Raw genomic sequence first — 20,991 nt, 5'->3', positions numbered from 1 at the left:
GAGCGAGCGGCCGACTTCAAGGTTTTCTAATCGGGGCAAGCTCGCATCGCGTCGCGCGCGGTTCCGTCGACCCGCGAATGGACTTCGTCCGCGGACCAGCCGTTGGGCAGCGTTGGCACGGTGTGAACGGCTCATGACGTTGATCTCCGAAGGGCAGCATGGGTTATGGCACCGCCCCAAGAGGCTCCGCCCGTCGCGGCGGCGCCACCTCAAACAACGCGGCCCAAGTATAACCGCCGCCCACCCGCCGCGTGAGGAACGATAGCGGAACGATCAGCGTGTCTAACCACCGCCCGGCGCGGCGAGGATTCCTGAGATACTTTTCGTCGTTGCAACCCACGAGAACGTCGATTATCAATGGGTGCAAGAGGGACACTTGTGGCCGATCGCATCAGTCGAGTTAAGTGATTTTGTCGCACCACTAAGTTCAAGTTTCGCGGTTTTTGAGGGGCGGTTTGGGTCAAAATGAGGTCGGCCTCCATGCCTAAAACGGGTAAACCTGTGAATTCCACAACCCAGGCAACCCGCGGCAAGGAGGCCGAGCATGGAAGTTACTTCATCTTTTCAGACGTTGCTATCCGAATTCCAATGCGTGTTCACCGCGCCAAGCTTCCTGATTTTTCTCGATCTGGTGAGCGGCTGGGTGCTCTCGCATCGCCATCGGTATGTGACGGACTTGATTTGGTCCAGCGGCTCGACCCAGAAGGGGCACCACAGCCGATACCACCGCTTCTTCAGTCATGCAGCCTGGAAACTCGACGGCTTGTGCTGTGTGCTCGCGCAACTGCTCGTCCGCATTTTCGCGCCGACCGGCCTGATTGTGCTGGCGGTGGACGATACGCTCTGCCGCAAACGAGGATTGACCGTTTACGGGGCGGGCATGCATCACAACCCCTTGATTTCCAGCCGGGCCAAGCCGCTCACCAGTTGGGGACACGATTGGGTCGTGCTGACGCTCATCGTTCGCTGCCCGTTCTGGGCGCCAACCAAGGTCTGGAGCTTGCCGATCGCTTTCCGCCTCTACCGAAATCGCCAGGGTCTGACCAAGGGTCGCAAGAAGAACACCGAGGGCTGCAAGAAGAAGGCTCGCAAGCCGGACCCCAATCATCGCACGCGTCCGGAACTGGCCGTCGAGCTGATTTGCCTTGTAGCAAGCTGGTTTCCCGACCGGAAGCTGCTGGTCACGGGCGACAGCGCCTATGGCGGGCAGAGCGTCTTGAAGAAGCTGCCGGAGAATGTCGATCTCATCAGTCACGTGCATCCCAAGGGCGCGCTGTACGAACCGGCTCCGCAAGCGGTGCCCGGAAAAAAAGGTGGCCGTCCACGCAAGAAGGGCCAGCGCCTTCCCGGCATGGCAGCCTGGGCCGAGGACCAGAGCCAACCTTGGACCGAGTTGACCTTCGATCAGTTTGGCTTGCACGCCACCCTGTTGGTCAAGACGATTCAAGCGTTGTATTACAAAGCAGGCGGGCAGCGGCTGCTGACCATCGTGCTCGTCCGCGACACCGTTGGCAAACGCCCGGACCAAATGTTTTACTGCACCTGCCTGGACTGGGACGCGCGCACGATTCTCTCCCACTACTCGTGCCGCTGGTCGATCGAGGTCACCTTCGAACACAGCAAGCAGTTGTTGGGTCTGGAGGACCCGGCCAATCGCTTGCCGAAGGCCGTGGAGCGCACCGCACCGATGGCGCTGGTCTTGTACAGCCTGATCGTGGCTTGGTTTCACCGCGAGGGTCACAAGCACGTGAAGTTTCCCGACCGTCCCTGGTACACCAAGAAGGCCGAACCGTCGTTTGGCGACGCGCTGACGACGCTGCGCCGCTTGAGTTGCCAGGATGGGTTTCGTGGATACCTCCCTCGCACCGGATACTTGAAAACTCAGGTTGCCCGGCTTATCGAATTTGTCAGCCTTGCAGGCTGACGAAGCCGCCGCGACACCTGTCTCGCGATTTACGGCTTGCCATCTGCTTTTTTCCTTCGCGTTCAACGCGATCGACCGCTGGAACTATGCTCGAAAACCGCGAAACTTGAACTAAGGGATAAGGATGCCGGCAAGCAGGTCAGCTCGGTCGTTTCGCGTTCTCGGAACTCGCTTGCGCGAGTTGCGGGTGGGACGCGCATGGTCGCAACTCGAAGCCGCCGAACGCGCGGGCGTCAGCGACCGCCTGATTCGTAAAGCGGAGTCGGGCGGACCACTCGAGCTGAAAACAATCGCCCTTTTGGCTCAGCTTTACAGCGAGCCCGGTGCGCCGGTCAATCCTCAGACGCTGCTGGCCGATCCGCTCGAAGGCGCCAACGAGCCGTCGGCGGTCTACGAACGGCTCGTGCGCCGCTGGTGGCAAGAAGTGTGGAACGAAGGAAGGCTGGAAGCCATCGACGAGCTCACCACGACCGACGTCGTGCTGCACGCCGACGGGGCCGAAATGCACGGGCGCGAGGAGCTCCGGGAGCGCACCGAGGCCATTCGCGCGGCTTTCAGCGAAATCGAGGTCCACCTGGAACAAGTGACCGTCAGCGGCGATTGAGTCATGAGTCGTTGGCGCGTCGCCATGACGCACACTGGCCCGTGGAGGGGGATGCCGCCGACGCACAAGCGCATCGTCGTCAATGGTTCGACGTGGATGCGCGGTGAAAACGGCCTGCTCGCGGAAGGTTGGGATTACTGGGAAAAGGAGGAGGCCGCCGACGCGATCCGCGCCGAGCTGCGACGAACTGCACGGCCCGCAAAAGCCCACCGCAAATCGCGGCGGCGACCTTAGGAACGGATGGCATCTCGGCGGCGAGGAGACGAGCGACGGCGTATGGAAAAGTTTGCACGCGACGACCAGACTTCTCACGAAGTCGGCTACCGAACCGGTCGCCCGCGAACCCGCCCGTATCCATCGATGTCTTATCCCCACATGATCTCCTCTTCGCCGATGCGGGCACGACGGACGACGCGGATTCTTGTATCATTTGGCGGTGACGCCCGAATTTCGCCGCACGGGCCTCGGCAGGCGACTCGTCGAAGAATGTCTGGCCGGGCTGCGCGAGCTAGGCATATTGAAGTGCAACGGCCTGGTGTACCGCCATAATGCCGACGGCAAGCGATTCTGGCGGCAAATGGGTTTCAGCACGCGTGACGATTTGGACCTTTGGCAGAGAACGATCCCGTAGCGTAAAAACATGCCCCCCACAAGCAACCGCTCTCAAATCCGCCGGCTTCCGCAACGCGGGGTCTATGACCGCGCGGCCATCGACGCCATTCTCGACGAGGCGCTCGTCTGTCACGTCGGTTTCGTCGACGACGGGCAGCCGTTCGTCATTCCCACGATTCATGTCCGCATCGGCGACGCGATCTATCTGCACGGCTCGCCGGCCAGCCGCATGATGCAATCCCTGGCACGCGGCAGCGAAGCATGCATCACCGTCACGCTGGTCGATGGCCTGGTGTTGGCCCGATCGGCGTTCCATCATTCCATGAATTACCGTTCGGTGGTGCTGTTCGGCCGGGGATCGGCCATCGGCGACGAGGGCGAAAAGCTCGAAATCCTCGGTTGCCTGGCCGAGCACCTGGTCCGCGGCCGGTGGGCCGACGCGCGGCGACCGAACGCCGAGGAGCTGCGGCGGACGCTGGTGGTGCGGGTGCCGATCGAGGAAGCCTCGGCCAAGGTCCGCACGGGCATGCCGCTCGATGACGAAGAAGACTATGCCTTGAATGTCTGGGCCGGCGTGCTGCCGCTTCGTTTGGCCGCATCGCCGCCGATTGCCGACCCGCGTTTGCCGCCCGGCATCGCCGTGCCGCAATACGCCAGCGAGTATTCCGGGCCAAAAGCCGTTGGCCACCAAGCCGACGCGGACGTGGGGCGGCCTTCCTAGGCCGTCAAAACCGGGCGACGGCCTAGGAAGGCCGCCCCACGTCGGACGCAATCCCCGCCCCTTATTGCGACGAAGGGCTCACCAGGGCCGCCTGAAAGGCCGCGATCCGCTCGGCCATGGGTGACAACGCCGGCAACGGATAGTCGGCCCCGACCGGAGCGACGTGCAGAGATAGGAACCGCGGTCCCGGCGAATGCAACGCCATCGCCGCCTCGCGCTGCCAGATTGCGGCATCGTCGAAGTCGAAGACGCTGGTCAGGCCGGCCGCCCGCGCCATCGCGGCGAAATCGACTTCTTGGCCGCACTTGGCGCCCGCCGCGGTGGCTTGCCCGCCGGTCACTTCGTAGATGCCGTTTTCCAACACGATGAGCGTGAAGTTGGCGGCGCCCGCGGCGGCGATGGTCACCAGACAGCCGAGGTTCATCAGCGTGCAACCGTCGCCATTGAAGACGATCACTTCGCGATGCGGCTGGGCCAGCGCCAGACCCAGGCCGAGCATCGGGGCCTGACCCATCGCCGAGGGCAGATAATGAAAATCGAGCGCATGTTGCGAGAGTTTCGGCCACTCGCGGGCCGCGCCCATCGTCGTCACGACAATCGCGTCGCCCCGCAGGCCGGCTACGACCTGCACAGCCGGCAGCAGCGGCATGCGACGACGCGTTGATACGGTTTCGGCGGTCATCCTTTTCCCTCGGCCCACAATGCCACCCCTGCTTGCCGCGACAACTGGCAACGGCGATAGTGCTCGGCCAACAACGGCATCGCCTCGGCCGAATCGATGAGCACGCTATCGATACCCCAGGCCGCCAGCAGCGGCTCGGTGTAGCGTCGGGCCGTGTCCCGCGAACCCTCCAACAGGAAGCTGCGGTAGCCGACGATCGCGTACAGCGGCAATCCCAGATCGAACAGCGCGCTGCGCAGGGAGTCGCCCGATTCGAACAAGCCCGTGTTTTGCATCACGACCAGCGGGCGAGCTCCGCCCAAGAAAAGCCCGGCCGCCAGCGCCCAGGCTTCTCCCTCGCGGCAGACCCGCACCAGCCGCAGTTTGGACGAGGCCACCAGGGCACGCTCCCACGTGCCCAGGGTCGAGTCGGGCAGCCACACGACGTGCGTCAGACCCAATGACTCGAAAACCTCGATGACTTGTTCGGAACGGACCAAAGGAGGGCAGTGGTTAAGGGTTCAATCGCGATCGATTCCACTGAGCCGCTCCAAGCAGTTTAGCAGACAGTTACTCCCTCGAACAGTCCGCGGTCGTCGCCTTCGTCGCCCCCAGTTCGACACTCTCGCTTCGTGCGGCCGCGACCTCTGACCTGGCGGAGTTACGATTCTATGCGACCACGACCGCGACCGAATGTTGAAACCTATTCGTCGTCAATCGCGAGGACCATTCCCCATGTCAACCCTTGAGCCGATTCTGGCCCGGCACCCCCTTCTTCAAAGACCTCGAACCGCAATACTTGCAGTTGCTCGTCAGTTGCGCCGGCAACGTGGTTTTCAAAGCGGGATTCTCGCCGGGTACGGCAACTTTCGCCCGGATCACCAGGAGACGCACGCGCAACTTGATGATCTGATGATCGACCACGTTTATCGCGACGGCCCCAAGCGCGCGCACGACTGGCACAGCGGTTGGCTGGTCGAGACGGCCGATTTGCTGCTCGCCGCACCGTGACGCTGGCCACGACGCAAGCGAGGACGCTTACGCCACGCTTCGTGCCCGCCGCCTCTAACGCCGCGGCGAACGCTTGCCAAGGGTGTGCCGGCCGAGTCCGTTGATCGACTCGAACACGCCCTTCCAGCGTCTGGGAGTGACTTTGAACTCCGACCGCGGCTCGAAGCGGTTGCTGCTCCGTTTGAGCCTCACGATGTTCGCCAGGCGAAACCGCCGCCAACCGGGCAAACGCCCCTCGCAGCTTTCGCCGCCGATCTGGTAGGCGTCCATCGTGGCCGAGTTCTCGATCAGACCGAGTAAATGGGGATTGACCACGCGCATCGTGCTGCGCTCGTCCAATTCGCGATACTCAAACTCGATCGTCACGCGGTCGTGGATGGCCAGCTTGATCTTATCGAAAATCTCGTCCTGGTCGCTGACGGTCAGAGATGTCGGTCGTTCCGACAGGGATGTTCGTTCAGACAAGGGTCGAGCCTCCTGGTTCTAACTAACATGAATCCGCCCCATCCTGTACTGGCGTTCTGACGGAAAGCGGCCACGGCAGGCACGCAGTAACACCTTTAAGTTAAAGCAGAAAGCCGATTTATGCAAGAAAGAGCATCGGTCGCCGGGGCGCATTTGCGGATTTTGTTTGACCGAACCCGCGCCCCTTCGGTATAATGTTCGCACTTCTGGGCCAGGAACGAGACGAGTGGGGCAGGAACGAGAGGGGCGGCACATCACTCCTTCCGTCGCAATCGCCATTATAAAGGACGTTCCGCTATGATGTTAGAAGAAATCCTCCGTCGCAAGGGATCGCAGGTGCATTCCATCGGTCCCGATGCCACGCTCGATCAGGTCGTACAAAAGCTCGTCGAAAACAATTGCGGCTCGTTGGTCGTCTGCCAACGGTCTGACGACGGCAGCGGGCCCGGCACGCTGCTGGGAATTATCACTGAACGCGATATTTTGCGGGCCTGCGCCGGCCGCCGGGGACCGCTCGATCAACTGAAAGTGACCGACGCCATGTCGCACGAACTGATCACCGGCAGCCCCACCGACTCGATCGACGACATCATGGGCCTGATGACCGAACGGCGGATTCGCCATTTGCCGGTGCTTTTGGACGACAAGCTGGTCGGAATCATTTCCATCGGCGACGTGGTGAAAGCGCACCACGACGAGGTCACGATGGAAAACCACTATCTGAAGAGCTACATCCAGAGCTGACTTACTCTACCGCGGCCACCGCCAGCTCCTTCGCCACGGCCTCGATGTGCTCGGCGCAAATCGACCGCTGCTCTTCGGCAAAGCCGACCAGCAGCGCCAGGTCGCAAAGCCGATTGATGCGGCGAGGAACGCCGCGCGTCAGTAGAAACAGCGTTTCCAGCGCCGACGGTTCGAACACCATGCCCGTGGCGCCGGCCACCGTCATGCGGTGCGAGACATAACTCATGGTTTCTTCGATCGTCAGCGGCCGGATGAGGCATTTGGCTCCCAATCGCTCGTCGAGGTGCGGCATCCGCTCCAACATCGGCAACAGGGCAGGCTGCCCGACCAAGAGCAGCGTCGTCAGCGGCCGGCCATCGGCCTCCAGGTTCAGCAACAGCCGCAAGGCGTCGAAGCTGCGTTGGCTCTCCAACATCTGCGCGTCGTCAACCACGACCACGGTGTGCCGCCCCTTGGCGCGCCGCTCGTCGAGTTCGCGGGCGATCCGGCCCACATTCTCGGCGATCGACGCTGGCCCAGATGCGCCGGCGCCCAGCTCGGCGGCCAGATAGGCCAGCAGCTCTCCGGGAGGCATCTGCGGAAACACCAGCTCGACCACGGGCCGGTATCGGTCGGGCAACTGTTCGGCGAGCAGCCGCACGAGCAGCGTTTTTCCGGTGCCCGGCGCGCCGGCCAAGAGGGCCGCCGCATGCTCGTGCTCGATGGCATAGCGCAGCTTCAAGAGCGCCCCCTGGTGCGCATCGCTGGGGTAGTAGGCTCGCGGATTGGCGCCGCTCTCGAAGGGACGCCGCTTCAACTTCCAATAGGCTTCGTACATGGCTCGATCAGACAAAGTTTTCGATGATGGCCCAATGAGCCGTGCCCAGCTCGACGAATTGCCGGCCCACGGCCTGGGCCTGTTCCAAGCGACAGTCACGAACGTCTCTGACGACAACGGCGGCCTGAATGCCGGCCGCAAACAACGACTTCTGCCGGGCATCGCCCACATCGGTCGACGGCCCCAGGTCGATACAGACGAAATCGAACTCGGTTTGCAGGCGCTCAAGCAGCTCTTTCACGGCGGCAGTGTTTGCCGCCAGCAGGGACTCTTCGACCGCGGCTTTCAGCGGCAGAATGGTCAGACCGTCGCGGAGCGACTCGATGAGCGCTTCGTGCGGCGGCAGCTTTTTGGCCAGCAATTCGTCCCAGCCGGTCTCGGCCACGGTGCCGAGCATCTCCGCCAGCCCGGGCCGTTGAAGGTCGCCGTCGACCACCAGCACCCGCGCTCCGCTGCCGGCCAATTGCCGCGCCAGCACCAGCGACACCGTAGTCCGACCTTCACCGCGGCGGCAACCTCCGACCGCGAGCGAACCCCGGCTGTGGGGAAGTAACTCATCGATCAGCGCCGCCAGATCGCCCCGGAGATCGTCGCCGAGCGCCGCTACGACGTCCGGCCACTCGAAGCCTTCGATTTCAAAAGCCGGCTTGGGGCCAGCGACGTGGACCGGCCCGACCGGCGGTGCCTCAGCGGCGCCGACCGGCTTGTCAGAGAGCGTCGCCGGCGCCTTCGTGTGCGCGGAATGCGGTCTGGCGGAGGACGCGGCGTGGGATTCGCCCGCGCCCAGCGGGGCATCGGCTGACGCGGCGTCGGCCGGCGCTGGCTGCGATTGCCGGCCGAAAGGCACGTGCGGTCCGTGCAGGCCATGCCGTTGATAGGCCTTGATAAACGCCTTGTCGAGCGTGCTCATTACGGTTGTTCGTGGGAGTTCGTCTCGGGGTTTGGTCCCAGCGGCACGATGCCGCCCAGGGTGGCGCCGTCCGGTTCGCGGACCGATTTGCCGTCGAACTGCCCGCTGCCTGCGGCCCGTCGGCGGTTCTCGGCCATTCGCGTGGGAGGCGATGCGGAAAGCGCGCTTGCCGCTTCCGTGAGGGCGTCGCCATCGGCCCCTTGGGCATCGACGGAAGGCTCGATGGGCGCGGCGAGGCCCATCGGCGTCGTGGTGCCGTCGCTGACACCGCCGCCCGGCTCGATCGCCTCCGCGGGGTTGGGAGCGGCGGGCACGACAATTCGCGCCGCAGGCGCGGATTCGGGTGCGGCCCACTTTTGGGGCGCGGCCTCGACACGCTCTGCCTGTCCGTAATCTTCCTCGCCCGGTGTGACCACCAGGGCCAACACCACTTGCACGGCGGCGAAAACAAAACACGCCAGCCAGAATTTCGGCTGGCGAACAAAGCCGATCACCTTCGCGAAGAAGTCGGCTTTCGCGGAGCGAAAGAGCGGCTTTCGGGGAGCGAAAAACGACAATTTCGTCGCCAAACGCTCACGGCTCGTCGGTGAGGCTGCCTGGCTGCTGACACTTGGCGAGGCAGTGCCGGGCACAGCCGCCGTCGAAACGAGACGGCCAGTGCCGTCGGCGGTCGCGGCGTCGATGCGTGCGGTCGCTCGGCCCGCGTTGAGATCAGGCAGGCGCACGGTTAAGGGCGATTTTGCGGCCGGCTTGGACGGCGGTCGCGCCTGCTGCGGATCGGCACGGCTGGAGCCGGCTTCTGTGGCAAGATGGGTCATGTTAAGGCTCCGTGCCCGGATTGCAGAGTGCAGCCGTCTCTATCGGTTCTGCCGGTTCCGAGCTTGAGCTTTAATCCAGGTTTGCCGATTTGACAAAGTGCTCGGGCAGCGTCGTTTGCGCAGAATGCCCCGTCAATGATCGTGGCCGTCTCGGCAACAGCGATACTGCACGCGGCGGGCGCCGAGAGAAATGGCGGTGGCCGGGGTAACCTCTGGGCCGCGGCACGGCGGCTGGTATTGGCCCGGCCGTCGCCATTCTTCAGGCCCTTGATGAGACCTTAACGCGTGGGAAATTCTGCCACCGCTCAAGCCCCTCGAGGCCATTCCACCTGAGCCAGATCAAGCCGCAACGAGGTCGCCGGGTGGGACGTAGACAAGCGTGCGGCCGCTGTCCTCTTCGATGAGAGCGTACCCGAGTTGTTCGAGATCTTCGAGCTTTAGCCCGGTCAGCGTTGGCGCCACTTCTCGAGCCAAGCCGCCGATGCTTCCGTGTGTGCGCAAGAAATCATCAAGCGTCTCGAAGTTCACGGAAATAGTCGTTGCGGCGCCGTTTGCACTTGGGCACGCAGATTGAATGGTCAGGCGGCTGAGCGTGGGCAACCCGAATACCAGGCCGTCGGCGCGTCTGGCAACCTGAATGATGATGGGGCCGATTGGCCCTTCGGAGGCGGGTGCAGTCACTTCGGTGACAACCCAGGCCTTTTCGCCCGTGCGTCTTTTCAGTTCATCGGCAAACGCTTGGGCCTTTTCGCGAGAATCCCAGACGTACAACCAACGGCGAGCCGTGCCCGGCTCCGGCGCGCGGGGTAATTTGCCTAAATCGACGCCTTGTTGCCGCAGCAAGCGGACGTAAGCCTCGAACTCGGCATCCTTAGTGCCGCCGTCGTTGCGAGTGACCGTGAACGGCATGGAAACGCCTCCCGATAAAATTGAGCAACGCTCCATTCTACACCGCAGCATCTTGCGGGAAAACGCCTTGGGCGGTCGCCGCTATCGTGCGACTGGAATCGCCGATCGGCGCGGCCGACAAGACCAGCAAGAAAATGCTCCGCGGCGTCGGTAGGCGCTGGTTGGTTCTCGTTCTTCACTGCTGTCAATTCCCTGCTCGACAGAGACTTGGGGCAGCCAAAGGGGCCAGGGGCAGCTAAAGAGGCCAGGTCCAGGCGGGTGCAATTCTTGCAAAAAAGGCGTCAGGTTTATTCGATAAGCGTCGGAGCTTGACGTATGTCACTTCGCCTCAAACCTCGCTTTTCGGTGTTTCAGTTCGCGATCCGGCATAAAAAGTGGTAGATAACTCCAGAACGCCGCCAGGCAAAGTTTTTGACGGGCCGGCTTCTACCCCAGCCGCCGTAGGTTTCTCATTGCTGCCCGCGTGCGGGTATACTGCGGCGATGAACGCTCTTTATCTCACCGAAGCCGATGTCACCGCTTTGCTCGATATGCGAATGGCGATCGACGTGGTGGAAGAAGCGTTCCGGCGGTTGGCGGCGGGTGAAGCGAGCAACGTGCCGCGGCAGCGGGCCAAAGCGCCGGGTGTCGTGCTGCACTCGATGATCGCCGCCGCGCCGTATCTGGGCCTGGTCGGCTGGAAGTGCTACCCGACGACCAAGCAGGGGGCCCGGTTCCTGCTGGGGCTTTACGATCAAGCGGGCGAGCTGACGGCGCTGGTCGAGGCCGACCGGCTGGGCCAGCTTCGCACGGGGGCCACCACCGCCGTGGCCGCCGAGTGGATGGCCGCGCCGCAGGCCGGCGAGGCCGGCATGTTCGGCGCCGGGCATCAGGCCGAGACCCAGTTGGCCGCGCTGGCCGCGGTGCGTCCGCTCAAGCGGGCGTTTGTCTACAGCCGTAGCGAAGAAAAGCGGCTGGCCTTTGCCCAGCGTATGTCGCGACAGTTGGCCATCGAAGTCGTGCCGGTCGATCGTCCCCAAGAGGCCGCCCAGGACTTGCCGATCGTGATCACGGCCACCACCAGTGCCGTGCCGGTGTTCGACGGTCACGACCTGGCGGAGGGCGCGTTGGTGGCCGCCGTCGGCTCGAATTGGCTGACGCGGGCGGAAATCGACGCCGTCGTGGTACGCCGCGCCGACCATATTGTTTGCGACAGCGTGGAAGCCTGCCGGCACGAGGCGGGCGACTTCGTCGACGCTTTGCAAAAGGGGATTTTCGATTGGTCGCGGGCCGTCGATCTGGCCGACGTGGTGGCCGGCCGGGCGATGGCCCGCAGCCGCCCGGAGAAGATCACGCTCTTCAAGAGCGTCGGGCTGGCGATTGAAGACGTCGCGCTGGGCGGCAAACTGATTGAGCTGGCGCGTCGGGCCGGGGTGGGACGAGAACTGTCTTGAGTCAATCGCCCGCTTGATAAGCCTAATGATTTTGCCTACCCTTAAAGGGCAATTTCCCACCTCGGCGAATACGCGCGCGTAGCTAGCCCGATTGGCCCGACTGAGCAAGGAGCCAGACCACCTCCTGGCCGACTATGGCCACAAGGCGGGCAAATACCCGCACCAGACGGTGAAGAACATTATGTACGACTGGGATGCGCGGCCGTTTCTGCTGGCCCGGCGGCTGGTGGAGGCCGGTGTGCGGGTGGTCACGCTGCGCGACGGCGAGTGGGACCACCACGGGGGGCCGCAGAGCGACATCTTCGCCGCCCTGAAGATGAAGATGGCCTTGCTCGACCGCAGCCTGTGCGCCCTGCTCGACGACCTGCGGAACCGCGGCCTGGACCAGGACGTGCTGGTGGTGGTGCTGGGGGAGTTCGGCCGCAGCCCCAAGATCGAGGCGGGTCCCGGCCGCAATCACTGGGCCGAGGCCGGCTGCGTGCTCTTCGCGGGCGGCGGCCTGCGCATGGGCCAAGTCGTCGGCGAAACCGATTCGTGGGCCGGTTCGGGTTGGTGTAGAACTGGTCGGTGGTCAGCAGGAGAAACTGCACATCGTCCCAGGCCGCTCCGGCGGCCAAGCTTGCGAAGAATCCGTCATTGCCCTGGGGCGAGTCGTCGAACGGGCCCTCCAGATAGAGGTTTTCCCAGCCGGCAGCGGTAAGTTGCGCGAGGTCCGTTAATCCTCCACCCGCTTGAGTACCCGGTGCGGCAAGCGAATGGCCGGTGACGCCCCCGGCAGCCGGATAGAAGGCGTCGAGCAGGTCGTGAGCAGCTTCAGGCGTGGTGAGCAGGTCGCGCACGATGCCGTCGCGGTCGGCGGTGCCCCGGATTCTTACTTCGCTGGTCCAGAACGCGAGGCCAGGGCCGTCGGCTGCGCGGCCGAAGCCGCCGGCAACCTAAGTGCAGCCGACGCCCATTTCAGCGCGGCCGTCGAAATGAACCCGAAAGACCTGTGGCCTAATTTCTATCACGCTCGGGCCGCCTACCAGCTCGAAGACTATGAGGAAGCAGTGACCGCCTTCACGGTCTGCCTGGTGCTCGCGGACCGCGCTCCGTGGTGTTATTACAATCGCGGTCTCGCCAACGCACAGCTTGCACGCAACGACGCCGCGCGTCGCGACTTTGATCGCGCCTTGGATCTCGATCCGAAACTGGCGGCGGCGGCGCTCGATCGCGGCATGCTGTCGTATCGAGACGGGCGATACGATGAGGCCCTCATCGACCTGCAACGCGCACGCTCCGACGGGGCCGATGCCGGTAGCGTAGCCTATGGACTGGCTGAACGCAATTCAGCAACAGAACAATGCGAGCGGCCGGACAAAGGTGATCGATGGGTTCTTGAACTCGACCGAGTACAAAACACACTATGTCACGAGTTTGTACGAGATCATTCTCGGTCGCGCGCCGGACGCCGCAGGCCTGGCCTTCTGGACTGCCAAGATGGGCAATCCCGGCACAGCGGGTCAAAACGACGGCAGCGCCGATGAAAAGTTCGTAATTGCGGCGATCCTCGGCTCGGATGAGCTCGCCATTCCGCTCGATTTAGAAAAGAGCTACGAAGAGAGTTGCCACGCGCTGGGCATTGCCTAAAGTCCAACGCCTAATCTCGCTTTAGGGGCATCGCTGGCCGATCCAGCTCGCGGCGAACGTCGGGATCGGCCTCCACGGCCAAGCGTGATTCGATTGCCTGCTTTGCCCGCACGTCGTCGAACTGTTGCAACGCCCAGGCGCAAGCGCCCCGCACCAGCGGCTCGGCGTCGCCCAGGCCGTGGACCAAGGCCGCGATGGCTTCCGGTGGACGCTGGTTGCCCAGCACGAGGGCCGCGTTTCGCAACAGGCCGCGACGTTTCGGCCGCCAAAGAGGAGTGTGGCGAAAGCGGCGGCGAAAGGCATCGTCGTCGAGCCGGAAAAGCCCGATCAGCTCAAGTGGATTGCTTTCGGCCGTCGGTTCAAACGCCGCTTCGCTGCTCGCCGGCGAGCGGCTGTTCCAGGGACAAACATCCTGGCAGATATCGCAGCCGAACGCCCAGTCGCCCAACGCCGGCCGCAGCTCCTGGGGCACGGGGCCGCGCAGCTCGATCGTCAAGTAGCTGATGCAGCGGCGGCTGTCGAGCACGTAGGGAGCGACGAAGGCCTGCGTTGGGCAAGCGTCAAGACAAGCCCGACAGGTGCCGCAGTGCTCGGCGTCGTGCGGTGCATCGTAGTCGAACTCGGCGTCGGTCAGCAGGGCCGCCAGGAAGAACCAGCTTCCCAGCCGCTGGTTGAGCAGCAGCGTGTTCTTGCCGGTCCATCCCAAACCGGCGAGCTGGGCGAACTCACGCTCCAGCAGCGGGGCCGTGTCGACCACTCCGCGCACCATGGCCTGAGGCGAGAGCCTCGTCAGCGAGCGAGCAAGCTGCTTCAGCCGGTCGTGGATCAAGTCGTGATAGTCTCCGCCCCAGGCGTATCGAGACACCCGCCCCTCACCCGATCGCGGCCCGACCGGCTCCGTGGTGCGGTAAGGCATCGCCAGCAACAAGAGACTGCGAACGCCTGCGAGTACGTGCCGTGGGTGTTCATAGGCGTTTCGGCGCTCGGTGATGTAAGCCATTTCGCCGGCATAACCGGCATCGAGCCAGTCGTGGAAGCGATGAACGCCTTGCGCAGTGACAGCCGGACACGCGCCCGCCAGTTCGAAGCCCAGTCGCCGCGCTTCAAGTTTAAGTGCGGCGGTTAGTGCGGCGGGGTCCATAACCTACGTTGTGCCACGCCCTGCGACGACTGTCTATCGTCTTTCTTGTCAGCGGCCGCTCGATGGCTTACCATCAAGGTTCATTCCCAGCGGCAGCTTTGGCAACCGAACGGCCAACTGCCCGTAACCTTCCGCCTTCGCTCAAACCATGCGTTCGCCTTGGCCGTGTCTGACGCTCGCGATCGTGCTTGCCGCCAACCGCGCGCCGGCGGCCGAACCGGTTGACTATCGCCGCGAAATCCAGCCGCTATTGGCCAGGCATTGCTACGAGTGTCATGGGCCCGACCAGCAAAAATCCGGCCTGCGGCTTGACACCGTGGCGGCGGCCAAGCTTGGGGGCTACAACGGCGCGGCCATTCTGCCGGGCAAAAGCGGCGAAAGCCTGCTGATTGCCGCAGTCACCGGCAGCGGCGATATCATTCGCATGCCCGAAGATCGCCCGCCGTTGAGTGCGGCCGAAATCGACCGGCTCAAAAGCTGGATCGACCAGGGCGCCGTCGCGCCTGCCGATGATTCGCCGGTGCCCACGAAGTCGCCCGCCAGCCGCCACTGGGCCTTTCAACCGCTCGTTCGCCCGGCCGTGCCCGCGGTGTCGCAGCCACTTTGGCTGCGAAACCCGATCGACGCTTTTGTTTTGGCCCGCCTCGATGCAGAAAAGATCGTTCCGTCGCCGGAGGCCGATCGGTATACACTCATTCGCCGCTTGTCGCTGGACCTGACCGGGCTGCTGCCGTCCCCGGCCGAGACCGAGGCGTTCGCCGCCGACGAGCGGCCCGATGCCTACAAACGGCTCGTCGATCGCTTGCTTGATTCACCCCGTTACGGCGAAAAGTGGGCCCGCCAATGGCTTGACCAGGCCCGCTACGCCGACTCCAACGGCTACACCATCGACAGCGGACGCTCGATCTGGAAGTATCGCGATTGGGTGATCGACGCCCTGAATAGCGATATGCCCTTCGACCAGTTCGCCGTCGAGCAGCTTGCCGGCGACATGCTGCCCGGCGCGACGCCCGACCAGATCATTGCCACCGGCTTTCATCGCAACACGCTCCGCAACGAGGAAGGCGGCACCGACGCCGAGCAGTTCCGCGTGGAAAGCGTAGCCGACCGGGTGAATACCACGGCTGCGGTTTTTCTAGGACTGACCCTGGGCTGCGCGCGTTGTCACGACCATAAATACGACCCGATTTCGCAGCGCGATTATTACCAGTTCTTCGCTTTGTTGAACAACGCCGACGAACCGACGCTGCCCGTGCCGACGATGCAGCAGGCCAAGGAGGAACCCGCCTTGTTGGCCGACATCGCTCAAGTCGAAAAGCGGCTGGCCGAGGTCGAGGCGAATGCCGGCACGCGGCAGCAGGACTGGGAGCGCAAGCTCACCGACGAAACCCGTGCGGCATTGCCGGAGCCGGTGCGGCAGGCTTTGGCCGTGGATGCCGGCTCGCGCAACGACGTGCAAAAGAACGCGATCGCCGAGGAGTTTCGCAAGGTCGATCCAGAATTGGTGCCGCTGGTGACGGTGCTCAACGATCTCAAAGACCGCAAAAAGCAGCTCGCCGCGCGTGTTACCACCACGCTGGTGATGAAAGAGCGGGCCGCGCCGCGTGAGACCTATATCCACATGCGGGGCGATTTTCTCCGCCGCGGAGCGCGGGTGCAGCCGGGCGTGCCCGCCGTGCTGGCTTCGACCGCCAGCCAGCCCGTCGCGGACCGACTCGAACTTGCCCGTTGGTTGGTTTCGGCCAACAACCCGCTCACGCCGCGGGTGACCGTCAACCGTCTCTGGCAGCAATACTTCGGCCAGGGGCTGGTCGAGACCGATAACGACTTTGGCACGCAAGGCAGTCCGCCGTCGCACCCGGAATTGCTCGACTGGCTGGCCGGCCAACTCATCGACCACGGCTGGAGTCTGAAAACCATCCATCGGCTGATTGTTACGTCGGCAACCTATCGTCAGGCGTCGGCCTACCGCGCCGACCTGGCCCAGCGCGACCCGGCCAATCGCTTGCTGGCCCGCATGCCGCGCTTGCGGCTCGACGCCGAAACCATCCGCGATGTCGCGCTTTCGGCCAGCGGGCTGTTGAGCGGCGAAGTGGGCGGACCGGGCGTCTATCCGCCACAGCCCGAAGGCATTTATCGCTTCACGCAACAGGTGAAATTTTGGAAAGAGAACACCGGGGACGATCGTTACCGCCGTGGTCTTTACATCTATTTCTGGCGATCGAGTCCCTATCCATTTCTGATGACGTTTGACTCGCCCGACGCCAACACGGCTTGCACGCGTCGCGTGCGGTCCAACACGCCGCTGCAAGCCTTGACCCTGGCGAACGACCGCGTGTTTATGGAAGCCGCTCAGGCGTTGGCTGCTCGCGTGATTCGCGAGTCGCCGTCGCCCAACGATGCCGAGCGTATTCGCTATTTGTACCGACTGTGCTTCGCTCGCGAGCCAGCGACGGGCGAAGCTGCCCGGTTGTCAGACTTGCTGAACGTTCAGCGGCGGCAGTTTGCGGCGAGATTGTCCGATGCGGAGCAGATTGCGGGCACGGTTCGTCCCGCCGACGCTTCACCGGCGGAAACGGCGGCTTGGACGATGTTGGCCCGCGTGGCGATCAACTTGGATGAGTTTATCACGAGGGAGTGAAGAAACTCCCTCTCTCTCCGGGAGAGGGCTGGGGTGAGGGTGGTGACGCCGCTTTCGGTTCGACATCGCCCAATGCCATTTCGCGTCCGCGCAGCGCGCTGCGCGTTCGGTTGGAAATGGCCCCTATCGTCGCGCTGCGCAGACTGCCCTCGTTCGCCTTTCCACGGCGCAGCGCGCTGCGCCATTTTACCCAAAGTGATGGGTTCGCGCGCACGCGCAAATACCTGCGGTGCCGCGGTTTAGGGCGCCGCGGCGAAAGATGGAATGATCGTCGGCGTGGCATTCGCCCAATCCTATCGCATCCGGCAGGTGCGGGAATGCACTGTTTAGGCTGGCGGAGAGGCCGCGAAGAAAACCGGCCGTCAAACTGGCCTCACGGCGAATCGTCAGCGATCGCCCCAAGGCTCCGCACCGTCAGTAGTATATAAGAAAACCTCTTCTGCTCGTAACTCGGAATGCAGCCGATCAGTAATGATTCGCCGTCCGGCAGTTCCGATGCCACGTCAATCCGGCAGCGCTTGACGCGAGGGATCTGAATCGATGTCGGTTCGCCATGAAACAGGGTCGAGACGGTGCCGACGCCGCTGATCTCGCTCAACTCGACGCCCGCCTCGATCTGCACTTTCGCATCATTGGGGCTTTGAATTGCCCGCAGCGTCAGCGTGGTCCCTTCATCGATGACTTCGATCTTGGGCTGCTGTCGTCCTGCGAGGTCCTCGTGAATTCCGACGACGAACGGCGTTTGTGTAAAGTCAAACAAGGTGCCGCGCTGGCCATTGAACAGCGTGATTTTCGGAGCCTGGAGCAGGTTCGCCTGCCGCGAGTCTTGGGCACGGTTCACAAAGGCCGACGCTTGCTTGCGGCTTAAGTTGGCCACGGCAATCGGCAGATAGTATTCAACGGCCGCGCTGGCGTGAACCACCGGCATGCCACCACTGGCTTCCGCCGCAAATGTTTCAGTGCCGTCCGCCGAAAACGCTTCCAAGTATCGCCATGAGATTCCGCTCGCCGAGGCGATGTCGCGATCGTCGGTCACGAATCTCGTCTCCACACAGATTTGAGCCAATCCGCTTTGTTCCCAAGCTTGTAAGTTTCTGGCAATCTCCGCATGCGCGCCGGGCGACGCCGTCACGGTCAAGGCCGTGCCTGTCAGCGTCACGCGTTCTTCCGCCGATGGACGATCGGCCATCACGTGCATATCGGGCTCTTGCAGGCGAGTCGCGACGGGCGCCGGAAGGGCCACTGCCGCAGCCGCCTTGTCCGGCGAGCGGTAATGCCCCTCCATGCCCGCTAGGGTGTGGATCAAGAGCGCTTTCAGCTTCCGCGCAGCCTTGTCTTCGGACCGCTCGTCGTCGGCGATCCGCTCGAGGGCTTTGGCTACAGCATAAGTGCGAGTGACGAGCGGCCCGCGGTCCACTTCGGGAGCGGAGTCCCAATGGTTCAAATCGAAGCCCGCGTCGGGCAGCCAGTTGAACCAACGCTGCGGAGGCGGCGCTTGGGCGGAGCCGGCATCAGTCAATCCGCAAGCGGCGGCCAACGCGACCATGCCGCTAACCGTTGCGGTGTGCCAGCCGCTTCGTTTCACTCCCGCCGCGCGCAACGCCCTAAGCCGGTTGCCCATGGCGCGTTTGCGAAGGTAGGTCGGCAGAAAACCGAGGATCGACACGGGCAACACAATCCGCCACGACGCCGATTGACGACGGTCGGCGAGCGCCAGCAGCAACTCGCCGTAACTATGGGACGAAACTCCGTCGATACGTTCGAGCGCAAAGGCGTCGCAGGCCTGCTCGCGCAGACTTTGAAACCGTGCAGCCGCCAGCCAGAAAACCGGGTTCCACCAGTGCGCCGCGCGAATGATAACCAGCAGCCAATTGGCGGCGACATGCCAGCGCCGCACATGTGCCAGCTCATGCAGCATCACCATCCGCAATTGCTGTTCATCGAGATCAGCAACATGCGGCGGCAAGAGCAGCTTGGGCCGTAACATGCCCGACACGGCCGGCTGCTCGACGCCGTCGAACAGCAGCATCGGTACATCGACACGCACTCCGGCCATTTGACGACATGATTTCCAAAGATCGCACAACTTGGGGTCGTCAATCGGTTGCGCCCGTCTTAACCGGCGGCAAAACCGCCCATGACCGATCAACGTCGCCAGCATGAACACGGCCGCTCCGGCGAGCCAAACCAATCGCAGCATCGCCGCGACGTTGTCGCCAGGCTCCGTTAAGTCCGGTCCGGTGGGAGGCGACGCAGCGAGCGCCAACTCGGCTGCTTCATACGGCTGCGGTTGGGGCGCAGCGTACATATAGCCTGCGGCTGGTTGAGGATCGATGTCGCGAGGCTCACCGCCTTCGCTGACAAACGAAGGCAAGAGATTCTGCAGACTGAATGAGCTCGGCGGCGCGACCGGAAGCAGCAATCGCAGCAGCACCAAGCCCCACAAGAGGCCCATTTGCCGCGCCGAAAGCCAGCGGCGAACAAAGACGTTGACAGCCAGCACGATTGTTGCCAGTAGTGCGGCCAAAGCGCCCGCGTCGATGGCCAGCCCCAAGCCTTCTTCCGACCAGATTAATACACCACTGACGAGATCGGTGAATCCGTTCATGATTGCTCCTGTTCGCTGAGGATTTGACGCAGTTGGGCAATTTCGTCGGGCGACAACTTCGAGGTGCGCAGGAAATGTGCCAGCAGCGGAGCCGATTCACCGCCGAACACGCGCCGCAAAAATGACCGGCTAGCCTTCTTGACGCAGTCCGAGCGGCGGACGCGGGGACGATAAACGTACCGATTCCCTTGCGACTCATAGGCCAGCACGTTCTTCTTAACCAGCCGATGCAGCATGGTCTTGACAGTCGCCGGCGCCCAATCCACCTCGCCGGCCAGCCTGCCAATCACGTCCTGGGCCGCCAGCGGATGGGCGGTCCAGACGACGTTCATCACTTGCCATTCGCCATCTGAAATCGAAACTTCTGTCATGTCGCAAACTCCTTTTGCCGTCGATTACGCGTGTAAATAGTTACATCTGTAATCGGCGTCAAGAGCGGTTTGCGACACTGCGCTGGTTGTGCCGCCACTGGCGAGTGATAGAATGCGCTGGTGCGGACGATCGACGAGGAGGGACTTATGGCGAACGTCGACATCGCGGGGATTGCCAGGAAACAAATCCGTTGCAATGATAGTTGATGAGGCAAAACGAGTTCGTTTCGGCGGTTACCGCGCTACGATGAGCAGAATGGACCGGCATCCATCTTCGAGCGTCCTGACCGGGACACGCCGGCACTTTTTCCACGACTGCGCGTTGGGGCTGGGCTCGATCGCGCTGGCGAATCTGATCGGCGGTTCCCCGTCGGCAGGTGCCACCAGCATCGCCGCGTCGCCCTTGGCCCCGAAGCCGACGCACTTTCCGGCCAAAGCGAAACGCGTGATCTACCTCTTCATGGCCGGCGGCCCAAGTCAACTGGAGCTGTTCGATTACAAGCCGAAGCTGCAGGAACTCGACGGTCAGGTCGTGCCCGAATCGTACGTCAAGAACAAGCGGTTCGCCTTCATCAAGCTCGATGCCAAGCTGCTGGGCACGCGCCGCAAGTTTGCCCGATATGGTCAGAGCGGCGCGGAGCTGAGCGAACTGGTGCCGGGGCTGGCGTCCATCGCCGACGACGTGACGATCGTGCGCAGCATGGCCACCGATGTGTTCAATCACGGTCCCGCCAAGCTGTTCGCCAACACCGGTGTGCCGCGGTTCGGCTTGCCGAGCATGGGCGCCTGGGTCACCTACGGCATCGGCAGCGAGTCGCAGGATCTGCCGGGCTTCGTGGTGCTGCAATCAGGCCCGCGCGGCCCGCGCGGCGGCGCTCCGCTGTGGGGGAGCGGCTTTCTGCCGACGACCTATCAAGGCGTGCCGCTCTTGCAGGGGCCGGAGCCGATTCTGAATCTTGCCAGTCCGGCCGG

General features: G+C 63.3%; 20 protein-coding genes and 2 pseudogenes. 12 read left to right on the top strand and 10 right to left on the bottom strand.

Annotated features, from left to right (window positions below; all coding sequences use genetic code 11):
* Positions 1–544: 544 nt before the first annotated feature.
* From VNH11_03535 to VNH11_03520, 4 genes and pseudogenes are all read left to right on the top strand, one after another.
* Positions 545–1,924: a transposase gene (locus VNH11_03535; GenBank protein HVA45434.1), complete on the top strand. Its 1,380-nt coding sequence runs from the start codon at positions 545–547 to the stop codon at positions 1,922–1,924.
* 124 nt (positions 1,925–2,048) lie between these two features.
* Positions 2,049–2,762, top strand: a pseudogene (locus VNH11_03530) (ester cyclase).
* Positions 2,763–2,937: 175 nt separating this feature from the next.
* Positions 2,938–3,159 (top strand): annotated as a pseudogene (locus VNH11_03525) (GNAT family N-acetyltransferase).
* A 9-nt stretch (positions 3,160–3,168) separates the two neighbouring features.
* Complete coding sequence (locus VNH11_03520; protein ID HVA45433.1) at positions 3,169–3,861, top strand: pyridoxamine 5'-phosphate oxidase family protein; 693 nt, start codon at positions 3,169–3,171, stop codon at positions 3,859–3,861.
* Positions 3,862–3,922: 61 nt separating this feature from the next.
* Here the strand turns inward: VNH11_03520 and VNH11_03515 are convergent, their stop codons facing one another.
* Positions 3,923–4,510 (bottom strand): thiamine pyrophosphate-dependent enzyme, encoded by a 588-nt coding sequence (locus tag VNH11_03515; protein ID HVA45432.1) that lies wholly within the window; start codon positions 4,508–4,510, stop codon positions 3,923–3,925.
* A 29-nt stretch (positions 4,511–4,539) separates the two neighbouring features.
* Positions 4,540–5,022, bottom strand: coding sequence for a thiamine pyrophosphate-binding protein (locus VNH11_03510; protein HVA45431.1), 483 nt, complete (start codon positions 5,020–5,022; stop codon positions 4,540–4,542).
* Positions 5,023–5,257: 235 nt separating this feature from the next.
* Here VNH11_03510 and VNH11_03505 point away from each other — a divergent pair, with 235 nt between their 5' ends.
* On the top strand, positions 5,258–5,533 hold the full coding sequence (locus VNH11_03505) for a hypothetical protein (GenBank protein ID HVA45430.1): 276 nt from the start codon (positions 5,258–5,260) through the stop codon (positions 5,531–5,533).
* Between the two features lie 54 nt (positions 5,534–5,587).
* Here the strand turns inward: VNH11_03505 and VNH11_03500 are convergent, their stop codons facing one another.
* Positions 5,588–5,998, bottom strand: coding sequence for a WYL domain-containing protein (locus VNH11_03500; protein HVA45429.1), 411 nt, complete (start codon positions 5,996–5,998; stop codon positions 5,588–5,590).
* A 297-nt stretch (positions 5,999–6,295) separates the two neighbouring features.
* Between VNH11_03500 and VNH11_03495 the strand changes: the two genes are divergently transcribed.
* Positions 6,296–6,742 carry a CBS domain-containing protein gene (locus VNH11_03495; protein ID HVA45428.1) on the top strand — a complete coding sequence of 149 codons (447 nt, stop codon included), beginning with the start codon at positions 6,296–6,298 and terminating at the stop codon, positions 6,740–6,742.
* A 1-nt stretch (position 6,743) separates the two neighbouring features.
* Here VNH11_03495 and VNH11_03490 read toward each other — a convergent pair whose 3' ends face one another.
* The 4 genes from VNH11_03490 to VNH11_03475 form a co-directional block, all read right to left on the bottom strand.
* Positions 6,744–7,559 (bottom strand): AAA family ATPase, encoded by an 816-nt coding sequence (locus VNH11_03490; GenBank protein ID HVA45427.1) that lies wholly within the window; start codon positions 7,557–7,559, stop codon positions 6,744–6,746.
* Between the two features lie 7 nt (positions 7,560–7,566).
* Positions 7,567–8,469 (bottom strand): AAA family ATPase, encoded by a 903-nt coding sequence (locus VNH11_03485; GenBank protein HVA45426.1) that lies wholly within the window; start codon positions 8,467–8,469, stop codon positions 7,567–7,569.
* Complete coding sequence (locus tag VNH11_03480) at positions 8,469–9,287, bottom strand: hypothetical protein (protein HVA45425.1); 819 nt, start codon at positions 9,285–9,287, stop codon at positions 8,469–8,471. The genes VNH11_03485 and VNH11_03480 overlap by 1 nt, the downstream gene beginning before the upstream one ends.
* 339 nt (positions 9,288–9,626) lie before the next feature.
* Positions 9,627–10,196 carry a hypothetical protein gene (locus tag VNH11_03475; GenBank protein HVA45424.1) on the bottom strand — a complete coding sequence of 190 codons (570 nt, stop codon included), beginning with the start codon at positions 10,194–10,196 and terminating at the stop codon, positions 9,627–9,629.
* A 482-nt stretch (positions 10,197–10,678) separates the two neighbouring features.
* On the opposite strand from VNH11_03475, the gene VNH11_03470 reads away from it, so the two are divergent.
* From VNH11_03470 to VNH11_03455, 4 genes are all read left to right on the top strand, one after another.
* Positions 10,679–11,629 (top strand): ornithine cyclodeaminase family protein, encoded by a 951-nt coding sequence (locus tag VNH11_03470; protein HVA45423.1) that lies wholly within the window; start codon positions 10,679–10,681, stop codon positions 11,627–11,629.
* Positions 11,630–11,720: 91 nt separating this feature from the next.
* Complete coding sequence (locus VNH11_03465; GenBank protein HVA45422.1) at positions 11,721–12,329, top strand: DUF1501 domain-containing protein; 609 nt, start codon at positions 11,721–11,723, stop codon at positions 12,327–12,329.
* A 55-nt stretch (positions 12,330–12,384) separates the two neighbouring features.
* Entirely contained in the window at positions 12,385–13,155 is a 771-nt protein-coding gene (locus VNH11_03460) for a tetratricopeptide repeat protein (protein ID HVA45421.1), read from the top strand.
* A complete protein-coding gene (locus VNH11_03455; protein HVA45420.1) occupies positions 13,109–13,258 on the top strand; it encodes a hypothetical protein in 150 nt (49 codons plus the stop codon). Before VNH11_03460 ends, VNH11_03455 begins: the two co-directional genes overlap by 47 nt.
* A 10-nt stretch (positions 13,259–13,268) precedes the next feature.
* Here VNH11_03455 and queG read toward each other — a convergent pair whose 3' ends face one another.
* Positions 13,269–14,399 (bottom strand): tRNA epoxyqueuosine(34) reductase QueG, encoded by a 1,131-nt coding sequence (queG, locus tag VNH11_03450; protein HVA45419.1) that lies wholly within the window; start codon positions 14,397–14,399, stop codon positions 13,269–13,271.
* Between the two features lie 148 nt (positions 14,400–14,547).
* Here queG and VNH11_03445 point away from each other — a divergent pair, with 148 nt between their 5' ends.
* On the top strand, positions 14,548–17,040 hold the full coding sequence (locus tag VNH11_03445; protein ID HVA45418.1) for a PSD1 and planctomycete cytochrome C domain-containing protein: 2,493 nt from the start codon (positions 14,548–14,550) through the stop codon (positions 17,038–17,040).
* Positions 17,041–17,413: 373 nt separating this feature from the next.
* Here VNH11_03445 and VNH11_03440 read toward each other — a convergent pair whose 3' ends face one another.
* Together VNH11_03440 and VNH11_03435 are read right to left on the bottom strand one after the other, a co-directional pair.
* Positions 17,414–19,648, bottom strand: a complete 2,235-nt coding sequence (locus tag VNH11_03440; GenBank protein HVA45417.1) for a M56 family metallopeptidase — start codon at positions 19,646–19,648, stop codon at positions 17,414–17,416.
* Complete coding sequence (locus tag VNH11_03435; GenBank protein ID HVA45416.1) at positions 19,645–20,019, bottom strand: BlaI/MecI/CopY family transcriptional regulator; 375 nt, start codon at positions 20,017–20,019, stop codon at positions 19,645–19,647. Before VNH11_03435 ends, VNH11_03440 begins: the two co-directional genes overlap by 4 nt.
* A gap of 256 nt (positions 20,020–20,275) precedes the next feature.
* On the opposite strand from VNH11_03435, the gene VNH11_03430 reads away from it, so the two are divergent.
* Positions 20,276–20,991: DUF1501 domain-containing protein (locus tag VNH11_03430; protein HVA45415.1), on the top strand; the 716-nt coding region annotated here is incomplete at its 3' end.

This window comes from Pirellulales bacterium (genome assembly GCA_035533075.1).
Taxonomy (GTDB): domain Bacteria; phylum Planctomycetota; class Planctomycetia; order Pirellulales; family JAICIG01; genus DASSFG01.
The sequence above is the reverse complement of the archived record's forward strand: the minus strand, read 5'-3'. Positions and strand labels throughout refer to the sequence as shown.